General features: G+C 46.9%; 9 protein-coding genes. 5 read left to right on the top strand and 4 right to left on the bottom strand.

Annotated elements, in window-relative coordinates; genetic code table 11:
- Window positions 1-31: 31 nt before the first annotated feature.
- Window positions 32-667, bottom strand: coding sequence for a lipase family alpha/beta hydrolase (locus tag TSUB_RS07280; RefSeq protein WP_087025473.1), 636 nt, complete (start codon window positions 665-667; stop codon window positions 32-34).
- Between the two features lie 14 nt (window positions 668-681).
- The gene (locus TSUB_RS07275) at window positions 682-837 is read right to left on the bottom strand and encodes a hypothetical protein (RefSeq protein ID WP_159065026.1); all 156 of its coding nucleotides are present in this window, start codon (window positions 835-837) and stop codon (window positions 682-684) included.
- A gap of 335 nt (window positions 838-1,172) precedes the next feature.
- Between TSUB_RS07275 and TSUB_RS07270 the strand changes: the two genes are divergently transcribed.
- Together TSUB_RS07270 and TSUB_RS07265 are read left to right on the top strand one after the other, a co-directional pair.
- Complete coding sequence (locus TSUB_RS07270) at window positions 1,173-1,679, top strand: LabA-like NYN domain-containing protein (RefSeq protein ID WP_087025476.1); 507 nt, start codon at window positions 1,173-1,175, stop codon at window positions 1,677-1,679.
- 91 nt (window positions 1,680-1,770) lie between these two features.
- Window positions 1,771-2,592, top strand: a complete 822-nt coding sequence (locus tag TSUB_RS07265; protein WP_087025479.1) for a UDP-2,3-diacylglucosamine diphosphatase — start codon at window positions 1,771-1,773, stop codon at window positions 2,590-2,592.
- Between the two features lie 75 nt (window positions 2,593-2,667).
- Here TSUB_RS07265 and ydiJ read toward each other — a convergent pair whose 3' ends face one another.
- Window positions 2,668-5,709, bottom strand: coding sequence for a D-2-hydroxyglutarate dehydrogenase YdiJ (ydiJ, locus tag TSUB_RS07260; protein ID WP_087025483.1), 3,042 nt, complete (start codon window positions 5,707-5,709; stop codon window positions 2,668-2,670).
- A 447-nt stretch (window positions 5,710-6,156) separates the two neighbouring features.
- Here ydiJ and TSUB_RS07255 point away from each other — a divergent pair, with 447 nt between their 5' ends.
- A complete protein-coding gene (locus TSUB_RS07255; protein WP_087025485.1) occupies window positions 6,157-7,398 on the top strand; it encodes an outer membrane protein transport protein in 1,242 nt (413 codons plus the stop codon).
- 60 nt (window positions 7,399-7,458) lie between these two features.
- Here TSUB_RS07255 and TSUB_RS07250 read toward each other — a convergent pair whose 3' ends face one another.
- On the bottom strand, window positions 7,459-8,418 hold the full coding sequence (locus tag TSUB_RS07250) for a heme-binding protein (protein ID WP_087025488.1): 960 nt from the start codon (window positions 8,416-8,418) through the stop codon (window positions 7,459-7,461).
- A 337-nt stretch (window positions 8,419-8,755) separates the two neighbouring features.
- Here TSUB_RS07250 and TSUB_RS07245 point away from each other — a divergent pair, with 337 nt between their 5' ends.
- Both TSUB_RS07245 and TSUB_RS07240 read left to right on the top strand, forming a co-directional pair.
- The gene (locus tag TSUB_RS07245) at window positions 8,756-10,702 is read left to right on the top strand and encodes a flavin monoamine oxidase family protein (protein WP_087025491.1); all 1,947 of its coding nucleotides are present in this window, start codon (window positions 8,756-8,758) and stop codon (window positions 10,700-10,702) included.
- Between the two features lie 10 nt (window positions 10,703-10,712).
- Entirely contained in the window at window positions 10,713-12,503 is a 1,791-nt protein-coding gene (locus TSUB_RS07240) for an alpha-keto acid decarboxylase family protein (RefSeq protein WP_202819780.1), read from the top strand.
- The last annotated feature ends 48 nt before the right edge of the window (window positions 12,504-12,551 follow it).

Genomic DNA, 12,551 nt, shown 5'->3' with positions numbered 1-12,551 from the left:
AAGGAAAAGGGAAGTTCGCACTTCCCTTTTTTTACATTGACATTTCAGGATTAGGCAAAGGCGACATGTTTGACTCTCGAAAGAGAACGTCAATCACCCAATCAGCCACTTCTTTTGATACCAGCATACTCTCGTGATTTTGGGCGACGACTTTATGCTCCCACATCCCATCTATTTTTGTTTCATCCAATAGCACAGTCCCGTCAGACGCACGTTCAGTACCTTGGAGAATAATGGGCAACACACCAAATGGCAGCCTTCCTGCTAGACTATAGAGCCTCGCTTTATGATGCCATTTTACTTTGCGCGGCATCAAGTAAGGTGCACTTCCACGCAACATCACGTTTCTCAATCCAATGTTGTGGATATATTTTGCAATTTTTGCCCCTTGATGCGGCGTACCTAAAGTCACAACAGCAAGGATGTTTTCATCTTCGGTCGCTTCCAAATATTGGCGCGACATAACACCACCCATGGAGTGACCCACTAAGACCGTTGGCGTATCGCCAGCAAACTCGCGGATCTCAGCAAACATCGCATCCGTGTCCGGTTCAATCGTATTGTACGAAAGGTTAAGCACCTCAAAGCCTGCTTGCTTGATCCGGTTACACAGCGGCATCATCACTAAGCCATTCATGTAGAGACCATGAATAACAACAACCTTCATATCTCACCTTTAGATCAACGAATCAACTCAGAAACCACCAGCACACCGACGCCTAACAGCATCAAACCTAACACAGAGACGAACACCTTTTTTTGCTGAGTGCCACTTAACCGCTTTGTGCCGTAATAGCTGAGCATCAATAGCAGGATAATCACAACTGCTTTTAACATCTTACTCCTCCATTATTAAACACTCACTTTTGATGACATATCACCATAAGCCAGTACCAGTAACGTTTGTTCAAACTGAGCGAATCTCGTCTTACACGTCACTTGTTCATTTGAACCTTGCAAGTCGCAAAAGCGTTTCACAAATTCTTTTCAGCCCCTTTTTCCTTTATACCCTTTTTTTTAGATCACTAACATGGAAACCGAAATCCAACATACTGAAACTAAACAAATCGCAAGTTTGCGAACTCAAAACCACCTAGACTCAGTATATCGCTTTTCGTAAGTCCTTTTTTTGTCTACTATTGTTGGATTAACCATCCGCCTGAAGAGTTCACGTGTCCCATCCTAAAACTAACCAATCACGGCCTCGAGCCGCTATTCTCGTCGATGTTCAAAACATCTATTACACGACGAGAGAACAATATCGAGCCAATTTTGATTACAACGCATTTTGGGCTGAAGCTGCTTCACAGTATGACATTACTTATGCATACGCTTATGCGATCCATAAAGGTGATGAAAAGCAGCGTCAATTCCAAAACATTCTTCGCGGAATAGGCTTTGAAGTAAAACTCAAACCCTTTATTCAACGCTCAGATGGCTCTGCGAAAGGCGATTGGGATGTGGGAATCACGATTGACGCGATACAGTGCGCAAAAGATGTCGATAAGATCATCTTATTGTCCGGAGACGGCGATTTCTCTTTATTGATCGAACACCTGCAAGATGAGCACAGTATTGAGGTTGAAGTTTATGGTGTGCCCAATTTAACCGCCACCAGCCTGATTAGCCAGTGTGATAGATTCAGAGAAATTGAAGACACACTCTTGCTGAGACGCTAGTAACAATTGACACAATCCCTTCACTTTAGCGACAAGCCAACGTCATAAAGCCCTTTTAGTGTGGTATAAACTCACTTCAATCACGTGGCTTATGAAAAAAGTACGCACTTTATGGTTGTCCGATATTCATCTCGGCAACCGTGACTGTAAGACCAACTTCCTGTTGGATTTCCTCCACCATCATCATGCGGAAACCATTGTCTTGGTTGGTGACATCGTTGACCTCTGGGCATTGGAAAAGCGCCACCATTGGCCTGAGAGCCATAATGATATCATTAGCCTTCTCCTTGAACGGGCTCATCAAGGTACCCGTGTCGTTTACGTGCCGGGCAATCATGATGCAACCGTTCGCCAGTTCATCAAGTTCGACTTTGGCAGAATTGAAGTAAAACAGCGCTTTGTGCAAGAGTCCGCCGCGGGTAAAACCATCATGGCGATGCATGGAGACGAATTTGACAGCTATGTGTGCCATTCCAAACTGCACTCTATGATAGGTGACGTTGGCTACGATTTCTTGCTGCTGCTCAATCGCTGGTGGGCAAAGTGTCGACGCGCTGCAGGTCTCCCCTATTGGTCCCTATCTGGTTATCTAAAAAAGCGCGTTGATAAAGCCAATGAAGCTATTGAACGTTTTAAAACCGCCTCCTTTGACTTCGCGGAAAGGCGCAACATTGATGCGATCGTCTGCGGTCACATTCACCACCCAGAAATCGCTGAGCGAGATGGCATACTTTATCTAAACGATGGAGACTGGGTTGAAAACTGTACTGCCCTTGTCGAACAGCTCAATGGGGAAATTAACTTAGTACAGTGGACAGAAACAGAAAAGGTGCTCGATTCAACCCTTGCACTCGGTATTGTCAATGATGACAATTACACCTCTGAATTCATAAAGCCTCACCGTGTCGCTTAACGTATCTCAGGTCGGAACACGCCATCAATAACAAAGGGCAGCGTCAAACGCTGCCCTTTTTCTTTTCATTGCTCACTATGCGAGTCGCAACAGTACCTGAACAGGATGCTTGAGTTTCGCCCCTTCTAAGCGCTTCACTTGACTTCGACAAGAGTAGCCCGTGATCATGGCACGATTGTGTTGCAGCTCCTCCAAGCGAGGTTTCCAACTCAGACCATAGATATCTTTCGACATTTCATAGCGGTTAGCCTCATGACCGAACGTGCCCGCCATACCACAGCAGCCCACCGGCACGCTTTTCATTGACGCGCCAAAATGCTGAAAAATATCGCCCCAAACCTTCTCGGCATTAGGGATTTTGGTTTTTTCTGTACAGTGAGCGAAAAGGAACCAAGGGGCTTCTTCGCGATCTGGGTATGGTTGCCGCTCTTCGAGCACCTTAACTAGCCACTCATGCGATAGCTGTACTTCAAACTCCCCTCGCTCTTCACCCAGTACCTCGTTATATTCATCTCGGTAACAGAGAACAAGCGCTGGGTCGACACCCACCATAGGAATGTTCAGCTCCGCTAGCTGATTCAAAAAGGCTGACGTGTTTTCGGCTGTTTTAGCAAACTCTCGCAAGAAGCCTTTGATATGTTGCGCCTTTCCATTGGGCTTAAATGGCACCAAAATGGGTTTCTTGCCCAACTTCTCAGCCAAATAGACAAAATCACTCACAACCTCTGCATCGTAGTAACTGGTGAAAGGATCTTGAACAATCAATACATAGCGCGCGCGCTCTTCAATCGAAAGCGCTTGCAGCCAAGTCAAATCAAAGCGTGAGGCATGATGGCTCTCAAGCGTCTTCTCCAACGTCGGCACAGAGAGCGCTGGCGTATCACGGTAACCAATGGTTTTTGAAACAATCAATTCTGACCACTTGTTGGTCGCCACTGCATTCACGACATTTGGCACCTTAGCCATCCAAGGCAGTAAGGTTTCTATGTTCGCAACGAGATAATCTTTAACAGGACGCTGGTATCGGCTGTAATAGAGATTAATAAAACGTGAACGGAAACTCGGCACATCAACCTTAATCGGACACTGACTCGCGCATGCTTTACACGCTAGACAACCACTCATCGCGTCCATCACTTCATGAGAAAAGTCGTAGTCTTTTTCCAGATAAGTATTTCTTAACCGTTCAATGAGTTGCTTCACGGACGGCGACGTTTCAATGACTTGTTTTTCGAGTTGCAGCACATCAACATTTTGTTCCGAGAGCTGCCTCAACCATTCCCTGACTAGCCCTGCGCGCCCTTTTGGTGAATGGCGACGGTCAGCGGTCACTTTCATGGAAGGACACATCGGCGAACTCGTGTCGTAGTTAAAACACAAGCCATTACCGTTACATCCCATCGCAACAGAGAAACTATCGCGCACCTCGACATCAATCTGACGATCAAAATAACCGCGCTTAATCGCATCGACCTTAACCAGTTCAGCCTCTGAATCAAGCGGCGTACAAATTTTACCCGGATTCATCTGGTTGTAGGGGTCAAATGCCGCCTTCACACGACGTAATTCGTCAAACAAACGCTCGCCAAAAAACTCAGGTCCGTACTCAGAGCGGTACCCCTTACCATGCTCACCCCACATCAAACCACCATATTTTGCCACTAAGGCAACCACTTGGTCTGAAATGGTCTTCATCAGTTTTTCTTGTTCCGGATCGCACATATCCAGCGCGGGTCTGACATGTAATACGCCAGCATCGACGTGACCAAACATGCCATAATGTAAACCATAGCCATCCAGTAACGCGCGAAACTCAACGATGAAGTCAGCAAGATTTTCCGGCGGCACACAGGTATCTTCTGCGAAAGCGATCGGCTTAGCGTGCCCTTCAGTCGCCCCCAGCAGACCAACCGCTTTTTTGCGCATACCATAAATCTTGTTGATGCCAGCAAGATCATCACAGATCTGAAACCCTAGAATCCCCGCTTCTTCCTTCTCAATCAACGCATTTAAGCGCTCACACAGTGCATCAACTGCCTGTTTGTTTTCATCCGCATCTTGGCTAGCAAACTCTACTATGTTGATGCCTTGAAGCACTTTGCCGGGCACATCGGTGATCAAGTCTTTCACTGTGTGCCAAACAATGTCTTGTTTTGCTAAGTTAAGCACTTTTGAATCGATGGTTTCCACCGACAAGGCATTGGCTTCCACCATCATCGGCGCATTTCGCAACGCCGCATCAAAGCTATCGTACTTAATGTTAACCAGGGTACGCGACGTCGGGATCGGCGTGATATTCAACTTAGCTTCAGTTATAAAACCGAGTGAGCCTTCCGCGCCGCAGAGAATGCGGGTGATATCAAACTGGTCTTCATCAGGAAGATAGGCGTTTTTGAGGTCGTAGCCTGTGAGAAAGCGATTCAGTGGTGGAAACTTAGCGTCGATGTCAGCACGCTTTTCCTTACACACACGCGCGGATACCTGCATTGCTTGCTTCGCATAACCGTGACATTGCGTCTCTTCGAGGGCATCAGCACTCAACGGCTCTGTTTCTAACAACGAGCCATCCGCCAATACCGCCTGCAATGACAGTACATGATCAGACGTCTTACCATATTTCAACGAACCTTGGCCTGATGCGTCAGTATTGATCATGCCGCCAATCGTCGCACGGTTACTGGTAGAGAGATCGGGAGAAAAGAAGAAGCCATGCGGACGTAATGCGTCATTCAATTGGTCTTTCACAACGCCTGTTTGCACTCGGACCCACCCTTGATCAGGGTTCACTTCAAGAATTTTGTTCATGAAGCGCGAGAGGTCAACCACCACGCCGGGGGTTAACGATTGACCATTGGTGCCCGTACCGCCACCTCGTGCAGAAAAACTCACCTCCGTATATTTGGCGGCGAGTTTACCGATTGCGATAACATCGTCGGTTGTTTTTGGAAAGATAACCGCTTGAGGCAACTGCTGATACACACTGTTATCTGTGGCAACAGATAAACGGCTGGCGTAGGTTATGTCCGTTTCACCAGAAAACGAAGTTTGCGATAGGCTATCGAGAAAGCGCAATACAGCCTCATCGACTGTCGCTTGATAGGGAAGAACCGGTAACATTGCTATCCTTTATGCTCAAATGCCATCCTTTGGCATTGTTGATCAAATTCACATTGCTGCCACAAATTTACCCCAAATTGCCCTCTTTCACCAAGCAACAATCTAGTTAAACATCACTTAAACCCCTGTCACAGCGCCGCTTTGAGAACAGTTATCACTTAGAGCCTGATTTTTTAGAGTTTGTACTCAAATATTTGCTTTCATTTCTTACAGTTTGGATCATTATTCATCTTTGCCCCATAACCATGCTCACCCTCACACATCACAGACCCACCACACAGCAATAACAGCATTAACAATAAACCTTACAAAACTGACTAACTTGCTTGATCTAGCGCCAACTTTCAACTGGTCTGAGTTCTAGTAAAAAAACCACTCAATAGACTTGCAGCATCAAATCACCGCACAGAACGGTGATTCCATTACACATACTGAAGTAAGAAGAATATGAATAAGAAGCGTCTGTTAAGCCAAGCGATTGTCGCAGCTCTGGCTATGAGTTCTACCTCTGCCCTCGCGGCAGGTTTTCAACTAAATGCCCAATCAGCAACAGGCCTAGGCCGTGCTTTTGCGGGCGATGCTGTGATTGCAGACAATGCCTCAACGATTGCGCGCAACCCAGCAGCGGCAGCACTGTTTGATCAAAAAGAGATGTCATTAGGTTTCACCGTGATTGATACGGATGTCAACGTAACCAATGGCTCCTGTTCAGGAATGCTATGTCCAAGAGAGGACGGATCGGGACATTTACCTGGACCTATAAAAAGTATTTCTGACCAAAATGATATCGGCTCAACTGCCTTTGTACCCAACTTTTACTTTGTTGCGCCGATCAATGAACAGTGGTCTTGGGGTGTTTCTGCCTACTCTAACTTTGGCACTGGTACAGAATTCTCAGAAGACTTTGAGATCGGCCTATTAGGTGGCAAGACTGACGTGATGAGCATGAACTTCGGTGGTGTCGTCGCGTATCGTATCAACGAGCAATGGAGTTTTGGTGGTGGCCTAGATATTATTTACGGCCAAGGTGAGCTGATGCGCCCAGGCGCTCTCAACGCAGATGCTGATGGTATCGCTGTTGGCTTTAACTTAGGTACGACATTTGAGCTCAATGAAAATCATCGCTTTGGCTTAAGTTACCGTTACAGTCCAACCGTCAAAGCAAAAGGTGATGTGACTAAAGTTGGTGTGACTGCACACGATGACACATTACATCTAGCGCTGCCAGATATGGTTGAGTTCTCTGCTTACCACAAAGTGGCAGAACAATTTGCTGTTCACTACTCAGCACAATGGGTGGGATGGAGCTCATTTGAAAGTGTCGATTCTGATGCTTTTGGTTCGCTGAAAACCTACGAATGGAAAGATGCTGGTCACATCTCTCTTGGGGGTACTTACTACCTGAACAGCAACTGGACGCTGCGCGCTGGCTACATGTATGACATCGCCGCCGTTGACGAGCGTACATCGCTATCTATCCCAGATTCAGATCGTCAATGGTTCTCTGCGGGTGCCAGCTACCACATTAACAGCAACTCATCTGTTGATTTTGGTATTACCATGCTGCGTGGCAAAGATGAGCTTGTCACCGAAGAGATCATTGAAGGCATGCCAATAGGTGGGACAATCACTGCCACTACCCGTGCTGACGCGCTTCTCTTCGGCCTACAGTACAGCCGTAAGTTCTAATTACATTTAGCGTACTGAGATCGATAAACAGCCTGCCGATGCAGGCTGTTTTCGTTTCCGCTAGTCAGTGACTTTCACTAAGGTATTGATACTGACATGTGGCCAACGAATGAGACCGGGCACACCATCAGTCCGCTTAAAGAACTCTAGAAAGACAGTTTGCGAGTACTGTAAACGTAATTTAGGGTTGCCGTTGGCGTCTTTCTCTTTAAGCTCTTGAATCCAAAAGGTCGCATTCAGCTGCGTTGCGTTTGCTTGCTTCGTCACGAAAGGAATGTTGGCGATGCCTCCCGTTTCTACCGTAGTATCAACCGGTAACACCGTCACTTTCTCTATCTCTACGCCTTGATTTGCTTCATTTAGCAACGCGTTCGGATGAACAGGGTCAAACACACCTTCAAATGGGTCACTATGAAAACGCTGATACGGGGCAAAATAAGCATCCTCCAGCGTATCCCCCGTACCAATCGGCAGCCCACTTATGTCTGGCACGCGTGGCATTTCCGGCAACTGACCGCTTCGACCTAAGGCAAGGACAGAATCACCATGAGGGATGGTCGATAGACGCGCAATGTCGACATGGTTCGTTGTCTTGTTCAGCATGTTAAGCCACAAGCCGGGCTCATGGTGAATGATCGAGCCATTAGGGTTCAGCAAATCGCTGCGAGGAAAGTCATCTGTTGCTATCTGTTCAATACGCTGGTCATAAGCCAAAGCAGTAAGAAACTGGTCATCTTCGCGATCATCATTAGACGTCGCTATGCCGCGGTTTGGCACCCCTTTATCTACCAAGTCAAAAGTGAGGGTCTCGTTGTATTGGTTTAACAACAAGCGGTACCCTAAATTGTCACCACCAAACGGAACGGCAATCATGTTCCAGCCACGTCCCGGTAGCTCGGGTTCATTCTTCCATGTCCCCACAAGTTGGCTCAGTGGACCAAGCGTCGATTCCACCTCAGCGCTTGCTTGAGTGATCTGTCTTCCTGCCGCTTTTACTTCGCGAATTAGATTATTGCTCATCGTGTTTTCCTGTCTTTGTTCAGGCAACAACGGAACCACTACTCCTACCTTGATTTAATTATTCACCCAATCTATTGAATTGAGTGCAAGCCTGACTATAAAAACGTGTTTTCTCAGTATTCAAAACCTGTCCAACTGGACAGGTGAAAACAAAAATCAATAAATACAAAGGGTTAAAGCGCAAGTATTTTTACAACTCTATAACATTTGACCAAATTTACAGACATCACTCACAAAAATAGATCATCTAGATTTTGTCTCTTTTACACACACTATAGTTACCTAAACACGGTCAGTCATGACCAAATAGGCAGGCAGAACTCTAAGGGAAGATAAAATGTATAACGTCGATCTTAACCTCATGCGTAAACAACGTTGTATTCCATCAAAAGCCAAAGTGCTCGTGGTAGGTGCTGGCGTCTCTGGGCTATACAGTACATACCGATTGCTTGAAGAAACCGATATTGATGACATTGTTATTCTTGAAAAGAGCAACCGAACGGGTGGTCGCTTAGACTCAGACTTGATTGAGTTTCCAAATGGGCATGTGGTTAAAGAAGAAGAAGGCGGCATGCGTTTTCTGTTCGAGAACATGGACAATTTGATGTCGCTTTTCATGGAGCTAGACTTGGTCAATGACATCGTCCCCTTCCCCATGAACAGCAACGGAAACAATCGTTTATGTTTCCGCGGGGAAAGCTTCACAGCCGAAGAAGCCAAAAGCAACAATTTCGAGATCTGGAGTGAACTCTACAATCTCGCACCCGCCGAGCAAAACATTAATCCTAAACAGATCATCGATACGGTTTTTAATCGCATTCTACAAGCGAACCCGCAGTTTACTGACAGACCCAAAAACAAAGGCCCAGAGTTTTGGCAGAAATTCCGTCTCGATTGCTGCTGGCAAAACGTCCCTCTATACCAATGGTCACTTTGGGATCTGCTCACTGAGATGGGGTATACCAACGAGGCAATTACCCTACTCTATCGCCTACTCGGCTTTAACGGTACTTTCCTATCAAAAATGAATGCGGGTGTGGCTTATCAACTGCTTGAAGATTTCCCTGCCGATGCAGAGTTCCGAACATTTAAAGAAGGCTTTAGTACTCTGCCAAACGCATTGGTAGAGAAAGTTGGCGAAGAGCGTATCCACCTCAATACTTTGGTCACCAATATCAAAGCTACTGACAATGGCGGCTACGTAGTCACTTACCAGTACACGAATCCAGAAGACTGTGCCGAGCCCCAACACTTCACTATCGAGGCTGAAAAGGTCCTGCTGTGTCTACCTCGACTCGCGCTTGAGAAACTCTTCGCACGTTCTGATGCCTTTAATGCACTCCCCGCGGAAAAAGCAGCAAACCTTTGGGACACCCTGCAATCAACGACCAATCAACCACTATTAAAAATTAACCTGTACTATGACTACGCGTGGTGGGGGAACAAACTCAGCAATCAACCTGTTGTTGAATTTGGCCCTAACTTCGCAGACCTCCCCACGGGTTCTATCTATCCATTCTACTCCATCAGTAATGAAGTCACCGCAGGACTACAATACGAGCAAAGTGGCGCTTCACCTAGCCCTGAATTGGAAGCCAAACTCACTAAGATCAGCAACAGTAAGTTTAAGGCACCGGCTGCTTTAACCATCTACTGCGACTACCTCAATATTAACTACTGGAGTGCGCTACAAAATAAAGGCGACAAATACCAGTCACCACTACAAAACAAATATAGCGACAAACAGCCGCAAACAATCTTCCCTGCGTCTCTTGCCGTGGTCAAAGAAGCCACCCGCTACTTTAAGTCCATCTTCAACACCCATTTCGTGCCAGAGCCAGTAATGACCAGTGCGCGAATTTGGGAGGGGTCAGTCAGTTTTGATACCAAGCTTTCTCAACAGTTTGGTTACGGTGTTCACCAATGGGCGATAGGTGCCAATGACCGAGAAGTAATGGCAACCCTCACCGAGCCACTCGATAATCTCTACACCTGTGGTGAAGCCTTCTCTGACTATCAAGGTTGGGTAGAAGGTGCACTGCGCTCTACCGATCTAGTACTAGAAAAAGGCTTCGGTTTGCAGAAGTTCTCAGAGAAGTTCATTAAAGATCATGGAGAGCAACCTTCCTGTGCAATTAAAGAAGCCTATCAAGAAGTGGCCACTGCCTCTATTCGTGAATACATCGACTGCCAATATGAGCCTACAGAGCGCAATCACTGTGATGCTGAGCTCGAGATAGATGAAACCATGTCAATTCGTCTTAGCTACTTCGACAAAGAATAAGGTGATGACTATGACCACTGTCGCATCTTATTTAAAGCAACGCTTAGAAGAGCTAGGACTTGAGCAAATGTTTGGGGTAGCGGGAAACTACACCGCCCCTTTCTTAGACACCATCTTAGCTGACCCCTCCTCACCGATAAAAATCGGAGGTAACGCCAATGAACTCTGTGCGGGTTACGCCGCTGACGCCTATGCTCGCTTTAAGGGCATTGGGGCTGTCTATGTCACCTATAGTGTGGGGGCATTTAGCCTACTTAACACCATTGCAGGCTCGTATGTTGAAAAAGTCCCTGTCGTGTTGATTAATGGCGCCCCGACCAATAAAGAGGATGCTATAGAGAAAAACACCGGACTACTCTACTCACATACCACCGGATACCAGTTAGTCGATATCCATATGTTCCGCCCTGTCACCGCCGCGGCTGAACGCATTACCAATGCCCAGCAGGCGCCTTACCAAATTGATTCAGCGTTAACGGCCATGTTGACTAAGCATCAGCCCGTCTACCTCGAAATCAGTGAAGATGTATGGCGCGAGTGTTGTCACACCCCACAAGGTACACTCGCTTCGGGCACCGGCAAGCAAGTTACTGTCAGTGATGCCGATATCGCCGCACAAGCAACACTGGCACTGATTGAAAAGAAATCCAATGTCTTACTCTGGGCAGGTATCGAGTTGCAGCGCTTTGGTCTACAAGATAAGTTTCTTGCCCTGCTGGAAGCACTCAACACGCACAATCAATCCGACAAACCGATCAAGTTTGTCACCTCTGCCCTGAGTAAGTCCGTGGTAAGTGAGTCGCATCCTGCTTTCGAAGGCTGTGTGACCTTGTCGCAATCAACGTTAAAAGAGCTTGTTGGTGACGATGGCTGTCTCATCGGAATTGGGGCATGGACAACGGGTAAAGATACCAGTAACCAAGACATCCGCAGCGAGCACACCATTTTGGCCGCCCATCAAGGTGTCATTGCGGGTGCCAGCTATTTTCCTTCCGTCGAACTCGATGACTACCTCGATAAAATGATCGAGCTCGTTGAAAAACGACCAGCAATGCGACTAAAAGGGTTGCGTCTTAACGCCTCACTCAAAAAATATCAGTCAGCACCGAAATCACACATTATCAATGAGTCTCTGACTGGCGAAGTCAACTATGACTCACTCTATCGCACACTGGGTCAATGGATTAACCAAGATGATATCTTGGTGGTGGATGCAGGGTTCCCGCTTATCGGCGCTCAATCTGTGCCCATCGAAGCGAGAAACGGATTTGTCGCCCAAGCATCTTGGCTTTCGATTGGTTACTCCGTCGGTGCAGGAACAGGGGTTGGTTTAGCAAACCCAGATAAGCGAGCGATTGTTGTTGTCGGAGATGGCGCGTTTCATGAAACTTGCCAAGCGGTCGCTGATCAGCATGCCTATGGCCTAAACACCGTGGTCTTTGTGATCGCTAACGGCATCTATGGCATAGAGCAATACTTGGTGAACCCCAACCCATTTAGAGAGCCGCCAAAAGATTATAAAGATCCGTTGCTCGATAACGTCTACCAGTATAATAAGCTGCCAAACTGGCAGATTGCCAAGCTCACTGATGGCTTTGGCGGAGAAGGACGCAAAGTTGAAAACCTCGGCCAATTACTTGCCGTCATGGAAGAGATTCGTGCCACGCCAGACAAAAACTTTTTAGTTGAAGTCGTGGTCCCTGAAACTTGCGTACCTGCTGCGATTGCCAAAGAAGCCAACGACGCGGTTGGAGAAGATGAAATAGAGAACCCCAACTGGCCACCAGCCGGTAAGTTCTAATGATCAAAAACGGCCTTGTATCAACAAGGCCGTTTGGCAAACAAGACT

Origin of the sequence: Thaumasiovibrio subtropicus (assembly GCF_019703835.1) — a bacterium.
Taxonomy (GTDB): domain Bacteria; phylum Pseudomonadota; class Gammaproteobacteria; order Enterobacterales; family Vibrionaceae; genus Thaumasiovibrio; species Thaumasiovibrio subtropicus.
The sequence above is the reverse complement of the archived record's forward strand: the minus strand, read 5'-3'. Positions and strand labels throughout refer to the sequence as shown.